We start from the raw sequence: 19,332 nt of genomic DNA on the forward strand, positions 1-19,332 counted from the left end.
CAGATGAAATTTAACCTCACCGGGAAAGATTTGCGAAGATGCACCGCACCTGAACGCAATATTGTGGCTAAAATACCCGCCCTTGCGCGCCAAATGCTGTCAATGCGGCAATTTGGCAGGATTCGCGTGGTGTTGCACGGTTGCAACATCCCATTGCCTTAGGCGGTTTGCCATGTTGCATTAGCTTTACAGCATTCCCGCAGTGTGGCGAAAGAGTCGATAGTTTGCGGGCGGTCGGTTGTTGCAGGCGAAACTTTTCGTCAAGGACCCAAGCCATTGCAATCTACAAGACAGGGTTGGGCTGGCGCTTCCATCGGGCGCGCTGTCAGACTTAACAGGAGGACTGATTAGTGATTCAATCTAGCATACTCAAGCGCGCGGCGCTGAAGCGCTCGACGGCGGTTGCCGCCGTCACCCTCGCGCTGGTATCGCCAGCCGCTTTTGCACAGGAAGCTCAGGCTGAAGGTGAAGAGCCGGCACAAGCCATCGTCGTCACCGGTTCGCGCATTGCGCGCTCTGACGTGACCAGCGTTGCCCCGGTTTCGATCGTGGGTGCCGAAGAATTTCGTCTTTCTGGTACGGTAAACGCTGAAAACGTCCTCAACGCCCTGCCGCAGGTCATTCCGGGCACCACCTCGTTCTCGAACAACCCCGGTGGCGGCGTCGCCACGCTTGACCTTCGCGGTCTGGGCGCCCAGCGCACCATGGTGCTGGTCAATGGTCGCCGCTACATGTTCTACGGCACTGACCAGACCGTCGATCTCAACACCATCCCGACTTTCCTGCTGAAGAATGTTGAAGTTGTGACCGGTGGTGGTTCGGCCGTGTACGGTTCGGACGCACTCGCTGGCGTCGTCAACTTCCAGCTGCGCGACAATCTGCAGGGCCTCGAAGTGGGCGTGCAGCAGAGCCTGACTGGCCAAGGTGACGGCCGTCGCTTCAACGCCAATATCGCACTTGGCACCGAATTTGCCGACAATCGTGGCAACGTGACGGTCTACGGCGAATACAACAAGCGCGGCAGTGTGTTCCAGTCGGCGCGCGATTTCTCGCGCGTTGCATTGGCCGACAGCGGCGGTGCTCTTGCTGTGCAGGGGTCGCCCGGCGTGCCGCAGGGACGTCTGGTTGCCTCCCCGAACCTTCCAATTGGCACTGGTTCAAATTGTGACTCTACCCGAGGGGCCGTGGTAAACTGCTTCCCGATCGCTGCCGGGACCAATTACCCAGGCCTTGGCGCGTTCTTTGCGACGCCGGGCACGAGCCGTCCCTATACCGGCGCAGACAGCTATAACTTCGCACCCGTCAACTATCTGATGGTTCCGCAGGAGCGCTGGCTGCTTGGTGGCTATGGTGATTACGAAATCAACGCAAACGCCAAGGCCTACTTCGAATTCTCGTACGTCAACAACCGCGTCGAGAACGAACTGGCCGCAACTCCGGTCACACAGAATGTGGACTTCCAGCTGAGCGCTATTCAAGGCCTCGTTTCGGCCAGCGATTTTGCCCAGATGACGCAGATCGCCAATAACCAGCAGGCTGCGATCGCAGCGGCTGCAGGTCTTGGTGCGGCCAATCCTTACGGCGCATTCACGGCAGGCACCGGGCAGTTTGGAGCGCTTCAGCCAGGTTCGGTCCGCCTTCAGGTGAACACCCGCACCACCGGCATCTCCTCGCGTAACGCTTCAGACGATCGCAGTGCATTCCGCGCTCTTGGCGGTGTGCGTGGCGATATCACTGACAGCATCCGCTACGATGCCTACTACATGTACTCGCGCACCCGGAACTCGCAGATTCAGGAAGGCAACGTTTCGCGCAGCGCCTTCACGCGTCTGGCCGGCAACGGTACCTGCAATGTGTTCGGCTTTGAACAACTGAGCGATGCCTGCCTCAACTCGATCGCAATCCTTGCTCAGAACACCGTGATCTCGGAACTGCAGGTTGCACAGGCCAGCGTCACCGGTGACCTGTTCAAGTTTGGTTCTTCCAACGAACCAGTCCGCTTTGCTGTAGGCACCGAATGGCGTCAGATGGGCAGCGAGTTCATTCCTGATACTGCACTGTCTTCAGGCGACGTTGTCGGCTTCAACGCCGGTCAGCCCACCGAAGGCAGCTACACCGCGACCGAATTCTTCGGCGAACTTTCGGTGCCGCTAGTCCAGGACAGCTTCATCCACCGTCTCGAAATCGATGGTGCGGTCCGCTACTCTGACTATTCGCTTCAGGCAGTTGGTGGCGTGTGGGCTTATTCGGGCGGTGTTCGCTTCGCTCCGGTTCGCGACATCACGTTCCGTGGCCAGTATCAGCGCGCCATTCGTGCACCGAACGTGGGCGAACTGTTCGGCGGCCAGTCGGTCGGCTTCCCGACGGCAACCGATCCTTGCGCGACACCGACCGCAGAAACTGATCGCGCCACTTGCATTGCAACCGGTGTGCCGTCCTCTTCGTACGGTGCCGGTCTCGTTCTGCAGCCGGCAACGCAAATTCAGGGCGCATTCGGCGGAAACCCGAACCTGAGCGAAGAAGTTTCGGACACCTGGACGGCTGGTGTGGTCATTCAGCCGAGCTTCGTGCGTGGTCTGACACTGCAGGTAGATTACTTCGACATCAGCATCGACAAGTCGATTGCGACCGCTGGCGGTGGTGTGAATAACATCCTCAACCTGTGCTATAACGTCATCAAGAACGCCAACAGCGCAATCTGCGGCCTGATCAGCCGTGACAGCCAGGGCATTATTTCTGGCCCGCCGTTTGTGGTCAGTGCCAACAACGCGAACCTCGCGTCGTTGGAAACGCGCGGTGTCGACTTCCAACTCGACTATGCCACCCGCGTGGGCTTTGGCATGTTCGGTGAAGAATCGCGCCTCGCCTTCAACCTGCTGGCAACCTACACCGACAAGTACACGTTCACTCCGCTTGTTGATCTGCCAGAAGACAACGTGCAGTGCGCAGGCAAGTTCGGCCTGAACTGCGGCGATCCGATCCCGAAGTTCAAGGCGAACAGCCGTCTGAGCTGGATCGACGGCCCGCTGACCACGTCAGTCCGCTGGCGCCATGTTGGCGCTACGGATGATGACACGGGTGGCCGTGTCGTTAATCGCATTGGTGCCTACAACGTCTTCGATCTGAGCCTGTCGGCTGAAGTGTCCGAAGGCGCAACCATCAATGTTGGCGTCAACAACCTGTTCGACAAGGCTCCCCCGATCATCGGCAGCAACGCGCAGCAGGCCAACACCTACCCGAGCACCTTCGACGTGCTTGGTCGCGACTTCTTCGTATCGGCTCAGTTCCGCTTCTGATCTGATTTGAAGTCTGCATAAGGAGGGGCGCCGAACCATGGTTCGGCGCCCCTTTTTGCGTTTGAAGGTATGACGCTACGGCGAGAGCTGGTCGTAGCCCGGCGGATCAGGCCGCAGGGTTCAGCAGCAGCAGCGGATCAAGGCGGCTGCCACCCCACTTGATCGACCAGTGCAGGTGCGGCCCGGTGGCGCGGCCCGTAGCGCCGATGCGGCCGAGCGGATCACCTCGCTTAACGCTGTCTCCTTCCTTCACCAGCAGCGACGATCCGTGCAGGAACGCGCTGTTGAGACCCATGCCGTGATCGAGCATCAGCAGGTGGCCTTCGAGGCTGAACGCCTTGTCCGCCGCTGCGAGAATCACCACGCCGTCAGCAGGGGCGACATAGACCGTACCGGCGCCACCTGCGATATCGAGGCCCGAATGGTAGGCGGCAGGCTCACCCTTGTAGATGCGCTGCGATCCGAAGCGGCCTGACAGGCGTCCGGGGGCGGGGCGCACGAAGTTCTGCCGCCACCCTTGCGCGCCGGTATCAAGGCTGCGCGCCGCGCCGATGCGCGCGAGTTCTGCCTTGCGCAGACGCATATAGGCCTCGTCGGTCACCCCACCGGGTTTGCGTGCGACATTGATGTGTTCGATGTTCCATGCGCGAGGGGCGATGGTCAGCGTCTCTGCTGCGGGTTTGCCGTTGGCGAACGATGCAACGAGATGGGCTGAGGTGCCTGCGTCCCGATCAAATGCAACCAGGAACGCACCGTCAGGGGCAAAAGGCACTGGTTTGCCATCTAGCGTGAGTGCCGACGCGCCGGGCGCAAGGCGTCCGCGCAACCAGCCGCCTTGTGTCAGACGGCCGCCGGGTTCGAGCGTGATCGGCCTAACCGGCGTATTGCCCAGCGTAAGCCCGGCGAGCAGCGTGGCAGACCCGGTGAGGAACTGGCGGCGCGGGAGGATCATATCCTGCGGTTTACCCCTCAAGGTGGCGCTTCGTCGAGATTTCAGCCGTGGCATAAGCCTCCTGCCGCTGCGCGCACCAGTAACGCAAGGCGTCGAGCGGGATCTGTGCGCCGCTCACCGCGCACAGAACGTGATCACCGCCCGAAAGCTGGCGGAAGCTGCCGGGGAGGTAGTGAAGGCGCGCAAGGCGACCGGATTGGGACATCAACATGAGCACAATGTAGCGGCTCTGCGCGCTTAGAACAATTCCTGCTGTCCGGCGCGCGGCGCAGGCGGACGCGGTTTGGGTGCTGGGCGAGGTGTGGGGGCCGTTCCACCAGTGCTGACATCAAGCGTGCCGTCTGCGAATTTCAGCGTCAGGCTAGGCCGATTGGCGGCAGTCGCGCGGTCCTTGACCAGTTGACCGTCAGCGTCGGTGACAAGCACATAGCCGCGCTTGAGCGGGGCTTCCGGGTCCAACGACAGGCGCAAGCGGTCCAACGCCATCACCTTTGCACGCGCATGTTCGATGCGCTGGAGCAAAACTTCGGGACGCAACCGGCGAGCGGCGAGCCGTTCGGCCTCGCGATCCACTCGCGCGGTGAGCAGTGAGGGCCTCAGCGCTCCGGCATGGCGGGCCAGCAATGATCCGGCAATTTCGGTGCGGTGCAGCAGCGCGCGACGCAAACGCTCGGCCAGATCGTCGACGCGCTGGGCCTGACCTTGCAGCAAGGTCTGCGGCTGAGGCAGCCGCTGGCTGCGGGCCTCAAGGCGCTCCTTGGCCTGAGCAAGCTGGCGGGCAAGGGCGCGACGCTGCCGGGCATTTAGATCGGCAACGAAGGCCGCAAGTTCGGCTTGCACCGGCACCGCCAGTTCGGCAGCAGCAGTGGGCGTGGGTGCGCGCAAATCAGCCGCGAAATCGCTCAGCGTTGTGTCCGTCTCATGCCCCACGGCGCTGATGATCGGGATGGTGCAATCCGCCACGGCGCGGACGACTTCCTCTTCATTGAAGCACCACAAGTCTTCGATGGAGCCGCCACCGCGCGCAACGATGACCAGATCAGGGCGCGGGATGGAGCCCCCCTCTGGCAAGGCCGAAAAGCCACGCACGGCATTGGCCACTTGCGCACCTGCGCCCTGCCCCTGTACCAGCACCGGCCAGACGACGACCCGCGTGGGAAAACGGTCCGACAGGCGGTGGAGAATGTCGCGAATGACTGCGCCGGTGGGCGATGTGACTACGCCGATAACGCGCGGCAGGAATGGCAGCGCCTTTTTGCGCGCTGGATCAAACAGACCTTCGGCCTCAAGCCGCGCCTTGAGCTTTGCCAGCAGCGCCAGCAGCGCGCCTTCGCCCGCAATCTCCATGCGGTCGATGACGATCTGGTAGTTCGAACGACCGGGATAGGTTGTCAGCTTGCCGGTGGCGATCACTTCCACGCCGTCTTCAGGGCGGAAGTTCAGGCGCTGCACATTGCCGCGCCACATCACGCCATCAAGCCGCGCACTCTCGTCCTTCAGGCTCACGTAGAGATGGCCAGAGGCGGCGCGTTTAACGCCCGAAAGCTCGCCCCGCACGCGCACGAAGCCGAAACGATCTTCAACCGTGCGCTTCAGCAACGCCGAAATCTCGGAGATGGAAAGCGCCGGAGCGTTGTCGCCAGCCGATTCCCTCGCTAGTAGCCCGCCCGAGCCACTTGTATCGTCGTCATCATAGGGCGCGGAAGGGAATGCCATGAATATCCTGCTGCTGGGATCGGGTGGGCGCGAACATGCCCTCAGCTGGAAACTGGCGCAATCGCCGCTGCTGGACAAGCTCTATGCTGCACCCGGCAACCCCGGCATCGCCGATCATGCACAGATCGTTGTCTTGGACGTGACCGATCATGCGGCGGTGGTGACCTTTTGTGAAACAAATCGCATTGGCCTGATTGTGGTCGGCCCGGAAGCACCACTGGTGGATGGGCTGACGGATTCGCTGCGCGGAGCAGGCTTTTCGGTGTTCGGACCAAGCCGCGCAGCGGCGCAGCTGGAAGGGTCTAAGGGCTTTACCAAGGATCTGTGTGCGCGGGCTGATATTCCAACTGCAGGCTACGTCCGCGCCAGATCGCTGGACGAGGCACGCGCCGCCTTGGCCGATTTTGGCGCACCGGTGGTGATCAAGGCCGATGGACTGGCAGCGGGCAAGGGCGTGGTGGTGGCCATGACCATGGCCGAAGCCGAAGCCGCCGTGGACGACATGTTCGACGGCGCATTCGGGTCTGCGGGCGCCGAAGTGGTGATCGAGGAATTCCTGACCGGCGAGGAGGCGAGTTTCTTCGCCCTGACCGATGGCGCAACGATCGTATCGTTTGGCTCAGCGCAGGATCACAAGCGCGTGGGCGATGGCGATACGGGCCCCAATACCGGCGGCATGGGCGCCTACAGCCCGGCCCGCGTGCTGACCCCCGAACTGGAAGCGCTGGCGATTGCGCAGATCGTGGCACCCACTGTGAAGGCCATGGCGGACGAGGGAACGCCCTATTCCGGCGTGCTCTATGCCGGATTGATGCTGACCGAGCAGGGTCCAAAGCTGATCGAATACAACGCACGCTTCGGGGACCCCGAATGCCAGGTGTTGATGATGCGGCTTGAGACCGATCTCGTTGAACTGCTGCTGGCCTGTGCCGACAACAAGCTTTCCAGCATCCAGCCTCCGCGCTTTTCGTCCGATGTGGCGATGACTGTGGTGATGGCAGCGCAGGGCTATCCGGGCACGCCGAAGAAGGGCGGCAGGATCGATCATATTCCAGCAGCGGAAGCGGGCGGGGCAAAGGTGTTCCACGCGGGTACTGCGCTTTCAGCCGACGGAGTCCTTTCGGCCAATGGCGGGCGCGTACTGAACGTGACGGCCAAGGGGCAAAGCGTGAAAGCTGCGCGCAATGCAGCTTATGCAGCGGTCGATACCATCAGCTTCCCCGAAGGCTTCTGCCGCCGTGACATAGGCTGGCGCGAGATTGAACGGGAAGAGGCAGAGGGCTGACGCCCTCCTGCCTCAGATCACTCCGTTGGCTGCCATCGCAGCCAGTTCTGCCTCGCTCAGCCCGAGCAATTCGCCATAGATCTCGGCATTGTGCTGGCCTACCTTCGAAGGCGCAGGCCGACGCACCGAGCCGGGTGTGGCCGACAGTTTAGGGAAGCTCGACTGCATCTTGAGCGGGCCGAAGCGTTCGGTCTCCACCTCGATGATCGCCTCGCGCGCCTGAAAATGTGGATCGGCCAACATGTCGGGCGCGCGATAGACGCGGCCTGCGGGGATCGAATGCTCGATCATCAGCGCATCCACCTCCTCAATGGTAAGGGTGCGCGTCCACGCGTTGATCAGGGTATCCAGTTCGTCCTGATTCTCGCCACGGGCAAGGTGGGTGGCATAACGCGGATCATCCCCCAGTTCGGGGCGACCCATCGCTGTGGCAAGTCGCTTCCACAGCGAATCCTTGTTCGCGCCGATCATGAATTCGCCGTCCTTGCAGGAATAGACGTTGGACGGGGCAATGCCCTTCAGCACAGAACCGGAGCGTTCGCGGATATACCCGCTCCGGTCATATTCGGGCACAAGACCTTCCATCACCTGCAGCACGGATTCATACAGGGCGGCATCGACCACCTGCCCGCGCCCGGTCTGCGCGCGCTCGTGCAGCGCCGCCAGAACGCCCATGCAGCCGTATGTGGCGGTCAGCGTGTCGCCGATGGAAATGCCCATGCGACTTGGCGCGCGGTCGGGCTCGCCCACGATATAGCGCCAGCCGCCCATCGCTTCGCCAATGCCGCCGAACCCTGCGCGATCCGAATAAGGGCCGGTCTGGCCATAGCCCGACATGCGCGCGATGATCAGGCCCGGCTGTTCTGCCAGCAGAACGTCTGGGCCAAGGCCCCATTTCTCCATCGTGCCGGGCTTGAAGTTCTCGATCAGCACATCTGCTTGGGAGATCAGCTTGCGCACAAGTGCCTGCCCCTCGGCCACGCGCAAGTTGGCGCTGACTGAGCGCTTGTTGCGCGCGATCACTTCCCACTGCACCTTTTCCGCGCCCTGGCCCCATTCGCGCATGGGGTCACCGGTTACCGGCGGCTCCACCTTGATCACATCGGCACCCATATCGCCCAGCAACTGGCCGCAGAACGGACCTGCGAGAAGCTGGCCGAGTTCGACAACGCGGATGTTGCGCAAAGCGCCGGGGTTATTGCCGGAATTGTGGGCAGTCATTGTAATTACTCCGCCGCTTCCAGAAGCGGCCATTCAGGTTGGATCGGCGCAGGGAGGCCAGTTTCCGCCTCACAATTGGCGCGCAAAGCTTCGATCCCCGGCCCGTAGTTGAAAAGCGGAAGTTCACCACGGCTGCTGCGAAGTTCGGCGCGCAAAGCCTCGGTTGCCTCTACATCAATCACGCCATTATCATCTGCGACCACGCCATAAGCCTTTGCGCCTTCAACGGTGACCAAGCCCTGCCGGATTTCGAGACCAACGAGAGCGGGATCACGCGCCAGAGCATCGCCCCAACCGCCGCCGCCCCATGTGATGAAGTGCAGCATGTCGCCAGCTTCCACGTCTACGTCTTCGACCTTGTTGCCGACGATGATCTGCGAGCCATCAGCCTTTTCGAGAATCTTGCGCGCGCGTGCGCCCGGCTCGCCACCATTGACGCCCCATGGCGGCACGAACCAGCGGTCATCGTGGATCGCGATGGTGCCTTTGGACAGGAACCGGTAGGTCATGCGGATGCCGTTGCCGCCGCGATGGAGGCCCGCGCCGCCCGAATCCGGCTCGCACTCGTAGCGTTCGATCACCATCGGGAAGTAGCGCTCAAGGAATTCGTTGGGCACGTTGGTAAAGCCCGGCCAGAGCGAATGGCCGTCCGGCCCATCGCCCATCGGGCGGCCCGGAATGCCGCCGAAGCCGATCTGGAACAGTTGAAACCATTCGGCATTCTTGCCCGCGCGCTCATCATCGCCCGAATAGAACAGGTGCGGGCTTGAAGAGAACCCGGCAGCGTTGAGGAATTCGGGCGTCTTCTGGCCGAGCAGTCCCCCCAGAATGTCAAAGATACGGCCAAGCGCGTGGGTGCGGCCTGAAAGCGCGGCAGGGAATTTGGGCTTGAGCAGCGATCCTTCTGGGATGCGCACATCGATCAGATCGTAGAACCCGTCGTTGAACAGGATCTGCGGATCAAACACCATGATCATGTAGATGCCAAAGAACATCTTGAACATGTTCTCGTTCAGCAGGAAATTGATCGAGGCGACCGATTGCGGATCGGTGCCCGTGAAATCAAGCACAACGCGGCCGTCCTCTCGCCACATCGTGCATTTGATCTTGTAGGGGCCAAAGCCCATGCCATCATCGCAAATGTAGTCTTCGAAGCTGACCGGCTCTTCCGCGATGGCCATGCCGATCAGCGCCTTCATTGCGCGATGGTTGCGCGCCAGCAGTTCCTGCGTGGCCGAGACATAGACGTCATCGCCGAACCGCTCGGCCATTTCCACCACGCGACGCGCTGCCACGCGGCAGGCGGCGATCAGAGCGTTAAGGTCTGCCGCGCACCAGTCAGGCTTGCGGGTCTGGTGCATGACGAGGCGGATCAGGTCTTCGTTGTATTCGCCCTTCCTCCAGATCTTCACCGGCGGGATGCGCACGCCCTCTTCGAAAATTGAGCGCGCGTTGATCGGCATGGAGCCGACGACCTTGCCCCCGATGTCGGACTGGTGGCCGAACATCGACGTATAGGCGATCAGGCGTCCGTCCTTGAACACCGGCAGCAGGACCAGCCAGTCGTTCGAATGGCTGACCGCGCCGCCGACCGAATAGGGATCGGACAGGAAGATCATGTCGCCGTCTTCGAGCGTGCCTGCATAGTTATCGAGGAAGCCGCCGATGAAGCTGCCGAACTGGCCGACGATCATCTTGCCGGTGTGATCGGCAATCAGCGGGAAAGCATCGCCCTGCTCGCGGATGCCGGGCGACATCGCGGTGCGCACCAGCGTGGCGTCCATCTCGATGCGCGCGTTGCGCAGCGCGTTCTCGATAATGTCGAGTGTGACGGGGTCGATGGGGATGCGGTTGAAGGGCGTTTCGTTGGTCTGGATGATGGTTGCAGGCATGGCTGATGCTCCCTCAGGCCAGATGAATCAGGATGTTACCGACAGCGTCGACCGTGCCGGTGCAGCCGGATTCGATCAGCGTTGTCGAATCCATTTCACAGACGATGGCCGGGCCGGGGATCACATCTCCGGCCCGCAGCTTGGCGCGATCGTAGATCACGGCGGGCTGTTCGCGCCCATCCATCCACAGCACGTGATCGCGCATCTTGGCAGCGATGGGATTGCCATCGCCCTTCTCCAGTTCCGCTGCGGGCAAATCGAGTGCGCGGCCCATGGCGACGGCGCGCAGGTTCACGATCTCGTGCGGGGTGTCCATGTTGAAGGTGAACAGGCGTTTGTGTTCGGCATCGAAGCGCGCGAGGATTCCCGCGATGCCATCGCTGGTGAGCACATCGGCGGTGATCGTCAGCGGCACTTCGAAGGCCTGTCCTGCATAGCGGACATCGACTTCGAACGCGCTGGTGATCTCGTCCTCAGGCACGCCATCGGCGACAAGTTCGGCGCGGGTCTGCGCGGCCATTTCGTCGAGGATCGCGATGAGGTCGACCGCTTCGGTCTGGCTGGCAAGGCGGCTGAACGAACGTGCGGTTTCGGTGCGCATCCGCGTGGTGGCATCGCCCAGCGCGCAGAGCACGCCGGGGCTGACCGGCGAGATTGCAGGCCATGATCCCATAAGGCGGGCCACCGCGTTCACGTGGAGCGGCCCCGCTCCACCAAAGCCCATCAGCGCAAAGTCTCGCGGATCGTAGCCCTGCTGCACCGAAATCATGCGCAGCGCGCCGAACATGTTCTCGTTGACGATATCGATGATCCCGCGCGCGGCGGCCATCAGATCGATGCCGAGTGCATCGGCAATGGTCTGCACCGCCTTCTTTGCGCCCTCTCGGTCAAGGTTGAACGTGCCGCCAAGCAGGTTCTCGGGCAAGTAGCCGAGCACCACGTTGGCGTCCGTCACCGTGGGCAGCGTGCCACCTTTGCCATAGGCCACCGGCCCCGGCACCGCACCCGCGCTCTGCGGGCCGACGCGTAATGCGCCGGTCAATTCAGGTACATAGGCGATGGAGCCGCCCCCAGCGCCTACCGTCTTCACATCCAGAGCAGACGCGCGGACGGAGAGATGGCCCACTTCGGTGGTGCGCTGGCGACGCGCTTCCAGGTTCTCGATCAGCGCGACGTCGGTGCTTGTGCCGCCGACATCGAGCGTGAGGATGTTCCTGATCCCGGCATTGCGCCCGACCCAGATCGCGCCGGTAACGCCGCCCGCAGGCCCGGACATAAGGATATTGACCGGATGCTCCTCGGCCTTCTGCGCGCTCATCAATCCGCCGTCGGACCGCAGTAGCGAGAGCTTGCCCTCCATCCCCGCATCGGCAAGGCGCGAGCGCAAGTTCGAAACATACTTGCTGACGATCGGGCGCACGGCGGCGTTGGCCACGGTGGTCAGCGTGCGCTCGTACTCCTGCATTTCGGGCAGGACTTCGTGGCTGAGCGAGACAGGCAGGCCCGGCAGGATTTCGGCGGCGAGTTCGCCCACGCGGGACTCATGCGCGCCGTTGGTATAGGCATTGATCAGGCTGACGGTGATCGCCTCCACGCCATTGGCCTTCAGGACTGAAAGCTGCGCGCGGATATCGGCATCGTCGATGGGGCGGATTTCCTCGCCCTCGGCGCTCATGCGGCCCTTGATCGTAACCGTATCTTCCAACGCGGCGAGCGGCTGCGGCTTGGGCCAGACGATCCAGCCCGCCAGCCCGCCCGGCACGAAGCTGCGCGCGATCTGCATGACATGCCGGTAACCCTCGGTGGCAACAAGACCAACTCGCGCGCCCTTGCCTTCCAGCACAGCGTTGGTCGCAACGGTGGTGCCGTGGAGGAAGAAGTCCACATCGCCGGGCGTAATCCCCGCCGCCGCGCAGATCGCAGTGACCCCGTTGAGGATGCCCTCGGAGCTGTCATGCGGCGTCGATGGCGTCTTGTGCCGCCAGAACGCGCTTGATGCCGTGTCGAACAGCAGGAGGTCGGTAAACGTGCCGCCCACGTCCACGCCAAGGCGATAACCCATGCTCTCAGTTCTCCTGAACAGGTTTCGGGAAGGCAGGCGCCTGCGCCACCATTCCGGGAAGTTTTCGGCCCATGACCCCTGCGAGCCAATGGTTGGCCTCGATCAGTGCGGACAGGTCCATACCGGTCTGAACGCCAGCGCGGTGGAGCATATAGACCACGTCTTCACTCGGCACATTGCCCGCCGCGCCCGGCGCAAAGGGGCAGCCGCCAAGACCGCCCAGCGCCGCATCCACCACACTCGCGCCGGCTTCGACCGCCGCCCAGACATTAGCGATGCCGGTCCCACGCGTGTTGTGAAAGTGGACGCGCACCGGGGTCGGAGCGACCGCCTCAACAACGCGGCGGACAAGCCGTGACACTTTCGCCGGATCAGCCACGCCGATGGTGTCAGCCAGCGCTACCTCGATGGGCTTGGCTTCTGCCAGTGCGCAGGCCATGGCAACGACACGGTCCTCGCTGACTTCACCCTCGAACGGGCAACCGAATGCTGCGCCGATCGTCGCCTGTCCTTTCAGGCCAGCGGCCTGCGCCATGCCGACAATGGCCTTGGCCGCCACAACCGATTCGTCACTGGTCTGGCCCTGATTGGCAATCGCGAAGCCATCGGTCGAAACGCAGACCGCGCCCAGCTCATGGAGCCGCCTCGTGGCAATCGCCCGCTCTGCTCCGCGTTCATTAAGCACGAGGCCGATGTAGCTGACCCCGACCTCGTCAGGCAGCCCGGCGCAAACCTCCTCGGCATCGGCCATCTGCGGCACGCGTTTGGGATTGACGAAGCTGGTCACTTCGATTCGCCGCGCGCCCGCCGCAATGCTGCGCCGAACCAGCTCAAGCTTGTCCGCCGTCGAGATCAGGGTCTTCTCGTTCTGCAACCCGTCACGCGGGCCGACCTCGAGAAAAGTGATCGATTGCGCAGTCATGACAGCGCCCCGGCCAAGCAGAAAGGGTGATCAGAAATCATGGCTCTCCACATCACTTCGTATGCAAACTCATTCTGCGTCCATCCCAGATAGGCCCGAAACCTGCACATACGCGCATGAATCTTGGCACCTTGACCGCAGCACTTTGTATACAATAAGCTGCCCTTGTCACAAGCGTGCGTCAAGAGGGGGCAAAAGCCCGGACATGCGCGAAACCATATCAGGTCGTGATCGAACCAAAAGGGAGGTTTGAGAATGCGTGCCAATCGTTTTCTGCTGAATACCGCTGCACTTGGCCTGCTGGCTGCGACCACACCGTCCATCGCGCAAGAGGTGCCGCAAGACACTGCGGCAACTGAAGACACTGGCGATGCCATCATCGTCACCGCCCGCCGCCAGAACGAGCGGTTACAGGACGTGCCCGCCTCGGTCTCGGTCCTCACCGCCAGCGCGCTGCAGAACACCGGCGCGGTCAAGGCGGAGGATTTCACCCAGCTTACCCCCGGCGTCACCATTGTTACCGGCACGGCCGAAGCGGGCGATACCCAAATCAACATTCGCGGGATCAACGGTGCGCGCGATGCCGAAAGTTCGGTGGCGCTGGTCGTTGACGGCATCCTCAAGACCAACACCGCGCAGTTGAACCAGCCGCAGGGTACGCTCACGCAGGTCGAAATCCTGAAAGGCCCGCAGGGCGCGCTCTATGGCCGCAATGCCGCAGCCGGTGCCATTGTCCTGCAAACGATGAAGCCGACCGAAACACTGACCGGCGGCCTCCGCGCATCCTATGCCAACGAGGCGACATACGAGGCGACCGCGCACATTGCGGGACCGCTGGGCGACAACGCGGGCTTTGTGCTTTCAGGTTACTATTTCACCACCGATGGCTGGTGGCGCAACACCTTCCTGAACAATTCCAAGACGGTCGATGACAAGGAAAACTGGGCCGTTGATGGCCGGTTCATGCTGGGCCAAGGCACGGCCACGCAACTTGACGTGAAGGCGCGTTACGCAGAGTTCAAGGGCGCTTCGCTGCCGTTCAACGCCGCCTTCCACCTGCCGCTGTTCGGCGGCGCGTTCTATGAAGACGTGAACAAGCACCCGTTCAACTTCTACAACAACATCCGCGCTACCAACGATCAGAAGAGCATCGACGCCTCGATCAAGCTGGACCACGAATTCGGCAATGGCATGAAAGTGGTGGCCTGGGGGCTTTATTCAGATGTCGATCAGGATCTTGTCGCCGATGGCACCTCGGCAGACTTTGCCCGCTTCATCAGCGCAGCGGACCCCGCAGTCGCCAGTTCGGTGAACGCCTGCTTTGCCAGCACGGCGGCGCTGACGGGTTTCCCGGTAAACCCGCCGGGCGGCATCGGTCAGATCCCGGTTCCGTTCATCTTCGCGCCGACCAACGGCTCCACATTCGGACCCTACAGCCCCACGACCTGCGACGGCACGCAATACCAATTGCGCCAGCAGGAAGACGTTTCCGCTGAAGTGCGTTTGCTTTCGAACACCGATGGCCCGCTGACATGGCAACTCGGCGCCTATTTCCTGCACATCGACCGCAAGACTGGCGTCAGCCTTGGCGCAGACACCGGGCAGGGCGTAATCAAACAGCTCTACAATGCGCCGAATTCAGCGAACCCCACTTCACTGCTGCTGGCCGACAAGTTCAGCACCAATGTCTATGCCGCGTTCGGCGCGACCGAATGGAAACCTTCGGAGCAGTTCACCGCGGGCCTTGCGCTGCGCTATGACATCGAGGACCGCTCGGCCAATTCGCTCGTGCCTAATGAGCTTGATCCTTTCACCGGCGGGCCGATCAACCCCGGTCTGGCCTTCGGTCCGTTCGTGGCAAAGAACGCCACGTTCAAGCAGCTTCAGCCCAAAGTCACGCTCAGCTTCCGGCCAACGCCGAACCTGAACATCTATGCCAACTGGGGCATCGGTTTCAAATCGGGCGGCTTCAACAACCAGGGCTCGTCCGCCGTGGTCAATGCCAGTTTCAACGATGGCGTGACGCCGGGCACGATCGATGCCGATGTCACGATCAACGACCTTTACCGAAAGGAGCGGTCGAGCGCGTTCGAAGGCGGCGTGAAAGGCCAATTGTGGGACGGGCGGATCACATTTGATCTGGCCGGATACTACACCCGCGTCACCGATATGCAGTTCTTCGAATTCTTCGTCGGCAGCTTTGGCCTGCTGCGCGTAGTTTCGAACATCGATCAGGTCGACATCAAGGGTGCCGAGATCAATCTAACAGGCAAGATCGTCGATGGCTGGAAGGTCTTCGGCTCGTTCAACGTGACCGACAGCGAGATCAAGAAAAACGCCTCTCGCCCTTACACTGTGGGCAACAAATCGCCCTATACCGCCGACTGGACGCTGAACATCGGCTCGGAAATCAACGCACCACTGACGGACAGCGCCAAACTGCTGTTCCGCGCCGATTATCGCATCACCGGGCCAACATGGTTCCATTCGGTGCAGGATCAGGAGCGGCCGACGATCTTCTCGGCGCTGCTGCCGATCTCGGCCCTCGGGGCGCCCGGATTCGTCGGCAATGCGCGCTATGACGTCGCCAAGCGCGAGGCCTTCGGCGTGCTCAATCTGCGCGCAGGCATAAACATGGAGCGCTATCGCATTGCCGTGTTTGCCGAAAACCTGTTGGATCGCCGCTACATTTCCGAGGCCATTCCGGCGATCGAATTTGGCGGATCGTTCATCACGCCGGGTGCGCGGCGTCTGATCGGGGTTGAAGTGGGCGCCACGTTCTGATGAGGGGGTCTGGAGGCGGGCTCACCGGCCCGCCGCCAGATCGATACAGGAGCAGCCGTGTCCAAAGCCTCTCAGGAAGCCTACCGCAAGATTCGCGCCGGGATCCTGTCGGGCCATTTCCCGGCCGGGCAGTTCGTCACCGAGGACGAATTCGCGCAGTTCTGCGCCCTCTCCCGCACGCCGGTGCGCGAGGCGATTGCCGAACTCGTGAGCGAGATGCTGCTCCAGCGTTCAGATACAAACCGCGTGTTCGTGCCGGTCTGGTCCGATGACGACGAGGAGGAGCTGTTCAGCCTGCGCGCCATGCTGGAAAGCCACTGCGCCGGCCGCGCCGCGCGACTGATCTCGGACGAACAGATTACGGAATTGCGCGGTCATTGTGATTTCATCGACCGCGCGATTGCCGAGGCGGACGGGCCGGACGTTTCAGGCTTCGTCGAAGGCAACCGCCATTTTCACGCGGTTATCCTGGCTGCCGCGCAATCCGAACGGCTGGCGCAACTGATGAAGTTCGTGGTCAGTCAGATCGTCGTCCACCGGACGGCAGAACAGTATTCGCGTGCTGACATGGAGCAGAGCCAGCGCGACCACCGCGATCTGGTCAGAGCTTTCGAAACCCGCGACGAAGACTGGGCGCGCGCTTTGGCGAATACGCACATCCGCCGCGCCGCCAGCGTTTACCGCGCGATGCGGGGATAGAGCTTCACCCCGCCAAGACGGGTGGTTTCAGACGGAATTCTTCGACCGGAACACCACCGATCACGTGTTCCTGCAAGATGCGCTCCAGCACTGGCGGAGTGCACGAATGATACCATACGTTGTCGGGATAAACGACCGCGACCGGCCCGACCAGACACACGCGCAGGCACCCCACCTTGTTGCGCAGCACGCCCTGCGGCCCGCCCAGCTTCAACTCGCCAAGGCGCTTCTTCAGATAATTCCAAGCCTCGTCCCCCACTTCGCGCGGGGCGCACTTGTCCTTGTCCGGCCCGGCGCAGAGCAGGATATGGCGCTGCGGGTTGAAACCACCCAGCTTTGCCAGTGCGACTTCGGCTTGCAGAATTTCTTCGGATGGAAAGCTCACTTACTGTCCTTCTTGAGCCAGCGATCGAGCCAGTTGAAGGTGGTCTGGTGCCACTGCAACGAATTTTTCGCTTTCAGCACCCAGTGATTTTCATCTGGGAAGACTAGCAGTTCAGACGGAATGCCCCGGCGCTGCAACGCGGTGAACGCGGCAAGTCCCTGCGTGTAAGGGATGCGGAAATCCTTCTCGCCGGTGATCACCAGCATTGGCGTTTTCCACTTGGCCACATGGCTCACCGGGTTCCACTTTTCGAACTCTTGCGGCGCTTCGTAATAGGGGTGCCCGCCATGTTCCCATTCGTCGAACCACAGCTCTTCGGTCTCATAGGCCATAGCGCGGGCATCGAACACGCCGTCATGCTGGACAAGGCACTTGAACCGGTCGGGCCAGACGCCCGCGATCCAGTTCATCATGTAGCCGCCATAGGACGCCCCGGCGGCGCAGGCATTGTCGCCATCGATCTGGCTGTCGAGCGCGATGGCGGCGACAAAGCCTTTCTGCAGATCTTCCAATGGCTTTCCGCCCCATTGGCGGTTGATCGCATCGGTAAAAGCCTGCCCGTATCCGGTCGATCCGTGGAAATCGATCGAGACTATGGCATAGCCTTGGCTTGCCCAGACGCGCGGGTTCCAGCGGTTGGACCAGCTGTCGTTATAAGACCCCTGCGGCCCGCCATGGACGTAAAGGATCGAAGGCATCTTGCCCTTCACCCAGCTCGGCTTGGTGATCTGGCCCCACACCACATCGCCGTCTGCGCCCTTGAAGCTGAAGCGCTGCGTGACGACCGGCGCACGTGTTGAAAGGGCCGTCGTCGCAACGTCGGTCAGGCGCACACCTGCCTTGCCCGGTTTGCCCACGAAAAGCTCCGCCGGGGCATCAAGCGAATCGCGGGTATAGAGCAGCCGACCATCGTTCAGCGGCACCACCCCGCCGATGTGCCCTTCCCGCCCCGGGTTGAGCACCAGCCGCGTGACCTTGCCGCTTGCCGGATCGATGCGGAAGGCGGGGTTATCCAGCACGTCCTGCGCCGTAGCGATCAGCGCCTTGCCATCAGGGGTCCATGTCAGCGATGCCACGGAACGATCCCACGCGCCGGTCAGTTCGCGCCGCGCGCCGGTTTTCAGGTCGATCAGGTTCACCACCAACCGGTCGGCCTCGTAACCGGGCCGTGCCATCGCCGCATAGGCCAGCCACTTGCCGTCGGACGATGGCGCAGGTGTGTTGTCTGTGGCCTTGTTGGCCTCGGTCAGGTTGGTTGGCGCGCCGCCATCCAGCTTTGAATGCCAGATGTCGAGATTGGTCGAGGTCGGCTCATTCCGGTCAGCCTGCCGTGCAACGAAGAACAGGGACTGCGAATCTGCCGCCCACGCCACATCCTCACCGCCGCCAAAAGGCTTGTTCGGGCTGTCACCGGTGAGTGTGCCGACAGGCCCATCCGCCGCCTGGCCTTCACCACTTGCCTTGCCATCCGCGCCCAGATCGAAGGCAAAGACGCGGCTGTAATTGCCCGGCGTTTCCCACGCATCCCAGTGCCGCACGAAGCCCGCGCCGTCCTTGTAGTGACGCCCGGTGCCGGGGCCGGGCTGCGCAGTGTTGCCGTCGCTTTCGCAACCGAAAGTCGGGCAGGTTCGCGCAATGTCACCCCACACCGCGATCCGTTTGCCATTGGGCGACAATTCGAACCCGGCAACTTCCGTCTTGAACGCGGTAACCTGCGTGGTCACGCCGCTGGCAGGATCGACTTTCCACACCTGCGTCGTCTCTGCCTCGCCCACCTTGCGGTCTGACAAGTAATAGAGCGCGCCGTCAGGACCAAAGGCCGGGTCGCTCACGCTGCCGCCGGTATCGATGCGGCGCGGCGCGTCCTTCCCATCGGCACTGCGCGCCCACAGCGCAGGTGTGCGTTTGTAGCTGACCGGGTCGGTTGTGGTGACCACGTAGGCGACCAGCTTGCCATCGGAGGAAATCGCGCTGCCACCAAGACGGCTCAGCGTGACAAGATCTTGCGGAGAAAGCGGCGCGGCCTGCTGGGCAACAGCAGGTGCAGCGAATGCGACGGCCAGTGCAGCCGCCGACAACAACGAGTTGGTTTTCATGGAAACAGGATTAGCGCCACAT

At 62.2% G+C, this 19,332-nt stretch carries 13 protein-coding genes; 4 read left to right on the forward strand and 9 right to left on the reverse strand.

Annotated features, from left to right (window positions below):
- Positions 1-350 precede the first annotated feature (350 nt).
- On the forward strand, positions 351-3,296 hold the full coding sequence (locus B7X90_RS03370; RefSeq protein ID WP_292621662.1) for a TonB-dependent receptor: 2,946 nt from the start codon (positions 351-353) through the stop codon (positions 3,294-3,296).
- A 106-nt stretch (positions 3,297-3,402) separates the two neighbouring features.
- Here the strand turns inward: B7X90_RS03370 and B7X90_RS03375 are convergent, their stop codons facing one another.
- Genes B7X90_RS03375 through xseA form a run of 3 tightly spaced genes read right to left on the reverse strand, consistent with a single transcriptional unit; the run spans position 3,403 to position 5,964 of the window.
- On the reverse strand, positions 3,403-4,248 hold the full coding sequence (locus B7X90_RS03375; RefSeq protein WP_292621664.1) for a M23 family metallopeptidase: 846 nt from the start codon (positions 4,246-4,248) through the stop codon (positions 3,403-3,405).
- A 10-nt stretch (positions 4,249-4,258) separates the two neighbouring features.
- Positions 4,259-4,459 carry a DUF2093 domain-containing protein gene (locus B7X90_RS03380; protein WP_292621666.1) on the reverse strand — a complete coding sequence of 67 codons (201 nt, stop codon included), beginning with the start codon at positions 4,457-4,459 and terminating at the stop codon, positions 4,259-4,261.
- 26 nt (positions 4,460-4,485) lie between these two features.
- Positions 4,486-5,964 carry an exodeoxyribonuclease VII large subunit gene (xseA, locus tag B7X90_RS03385; protein WP_292621667.1) on the reverse strand — a complete coding sequence of 493 codons (1,479 nt, stop codon included), beginning with the start codon at positions 5,962-5,964 and terminating at the stop codon, positions 4,486-4,488.
- Between xseA and purD the strand changes: the two genes are divergently transcribed.
- Positions 5,963-7,249: a phosphoribosylamine--glycine ligase gene (gene purD, locus B7X90_RS03390; RefSeq protein WP_292621670.1), complete on the forward strand. Its 1,287-nt coding sequence runs from the start codon at positions 5,963-5,965 to the stop codon at positions 7,247-7,249. The two genes, xseA and purD, sit on opposite strands and share 2 nt — an antisense overlap.
- Positions 7,250-7,261: 12 nt before the next feature.
- Here purD and B7X90_RS03395 read toward each other — a convergent pair whose 3' ends face one another.
- The 4 genes from B7X90_RS03395 to B7X90_RS03410 are packed head-to-tail and all read right to left on the reverse strand — an operon-like array spanning position 7,262 to position 13,346.
- Positions 7,262-8,470, reverse strand: a complete 1,209-nt coding sequence (locus B7X90_RS03395) for a CoA transferase (RefSeq protein WP_292621672.1) — start codon at positions 8,468-8,470, stop codon at positions 7,262-7,264.
- A gap of 5 nt (positions 8,471-8,475) precedes the next feature.
- On the reverse strand, positions 8,476-10,362 hold the full coding sequence (locus tag B7X90_RS03400; RefSeq protein WP_292621673.1) for a hydantoinase B/oxoprolinase family protein: 1,887 nt from the start codon (positions 10,360-10,362) through the stop codon (positions 8,476-8,478).
- A gap of 13 nt (positions 10,363-10,375) precedes the next feature.
- The gene (locus B7X90_RS03405; RefSeq protein ID WP_292621675.1) at positions 10,376-12,424 is read right to left on the reverse strand and encodes a hydantoinase/oxoprolinase family protein; all 2,049 of its coding nucleotides are present in this window, start codon (positions 12,422-12,424) and stop codon (positions 10,376-10,378) included.
- Positions 12,425-12,428: 4 nt separating this feature from the next.
- On the reverse strand, positions 12,429-13,346 hold the full coding sequence (locus B7X90_RS03410; protein ID WP_292621676.1) for a hydroxymethylglutaryl-CoA lyase: 918 nt from the start codon (positions 13,344-13,346) through the stop codon (positions 12,429-12,431).
- 255 nt (positions 13,347-13,601) lie between these two features.
- Between B7X90_RS03410 and B7X90_RS03415 the strand changes: the two genes are divergently transcribed.
- Both B7X90_RS03415 and B7X90_RS03420 read left to right on the forward strand, forming a co-directional pair.
- Positions 13,602-16,130 (forward strand): TonB-dependent receptor, encoded by a 2,529-nt coding sequence (locus B7X90_RS03415; RefSeq protein ID WP_292621678.1) that lies wholly within the window; start codon positions 13,602-13,604, stop codon positions 16,128-16,130.
- Positions 16,131-16,187: 57 nt separating this feature from the next.
- The gene (locus tag B7X90_RS03420) at positions 16,188-16,829 is read left to right on the forward strand and encodes a GntR family transcriptional regulator (protein ID WP_292621680.1); all 642 of its coding nucleotides are present in this window, start codon (positions 16,188-16,190) and stop codon (positions 16,827-16,829) included.
- A 4-nt stretch (positions 16,830-16,833) separates the two neighbouring features.
- On the opposite strand, the gene B7X90_RS03425 is transcribed toward B7X90_RS03420, so the two are convergent.
- Both B7X90_RS03425 and B7X90_RS03430 read right to left on the reverse strand, forming a co-directional pair.
- On the reverse strand, positions 16,834-17,214 hold the full coding sequence (locus B7X90_RS03425) for a (2Fe-2S) ferredoxin domain-containing protein (RefSeq protein ID WP_292621681.1): 381 nt from the start codon (positions 17,212-17,214) through the stop codon (positions 16,834-16,836).
- Positions 17,211-19,310 carry a S9 family peptidase gene (locus tag B7X90_RS03430; RefSeq protein ID WP_292621683.1) on the reverse strand — a complete coding sequence of 700 codons (2,100 nt, stop codon included), beginning with the start codon at positions 19,308-19,310 and terminating at the stop codon, positions 17,211-17,213. The genes B7X90_RS03425 and B7X90_RS03430 overlap by 4 nt, the downstream gene beginning before the upstream one ends.
- Positions 19,311-19,332 lie beyond the last annotated feature (22 nt).

The sequence above is a fragment of the Novosphingobium sp. 17-62-19 genome (assembly GCF_002256775.1).
Classification (GTDB): Bacteria; Pseudomonadota; Alphaproteobacteria; order Sphingomonadales; family Sphingomonadaceae; genus Novosphingobium.

Excerpts from the sequence above, each read along its gene's own strand:
- purD (WP_292621670.1), top strand. The coding sequence starts at position 5,963 with ATGAATATCCTGCTGCTGGGATCGGGTGGGCGCGAACATGCCCTCAGC.
- B7X90_RS03410 (WP_292621676.1), bottom strand. The coding sequence starts at position 13,346 with ATGACTGCGCAATCGATCACTTTTCTCGAGGTCGGCCCGCGTGACGGG.
- B7X90_RS03400 (WP_292621673.1), bottom strand. The coding sequence starts at position 10,362 with ATGCCTGCAACCATCATCCAGACCAACGAAACGCCCTTCAACCGCATC.
- B7X90_RS03430 (WP_292621683.1), bottom strand. The coding sequence starts at position 19,310 with ATGAAAACCAACTCGTTGTTGTCGGCGGCTGCACTGGCCGTCGCATTC.
- B7X90_RS03395 (WP_292621672.1), bottom strand. The coding sequence starts at position 8,470 with ATGACTGCCCACAATTCCGGCAATAACCCCGGCGCTTTGCGCAACATC.
- B7X90_RS03375 (WP_292621664.1), bottom strand. The coding sequence starts at position 4,248 with ATGATCCTCCCGCGCCGCCAGTTCCTCACCGGGTCTGCCACGCTGCTC.
- xseA (WP_292621667.1), bottom strand. The coding sequence starts at position 5,964 with ATGGCATTCCCTTCCGCGCCCTATGATGACGACGATACAAGTGGCTCG.
- B7X90_RS03380 (WP_292621666.1), bottom strand. The coding sequence starts at position 4,459 with ATGTTGATGTCCCAATCCGGTCGCCTTGCGCGCCTTCACTACCTCCCC.
- B7X90_RS03405 (WP_292621675.1), bottom strand. The coding sequence starts at position 12,424 with ATGGGTTATCGCCTTGGCGTGGACGTGGGCGGCACGTTTACCGACCTC.
- B7X90_RS03415 (WP_292621678.1), top strand. The coding sequence starts at position 13,602 with ATGCGTGCCAATCGTTTTCTGCTGAATACCGCTGCACTTGGCCTGCTG.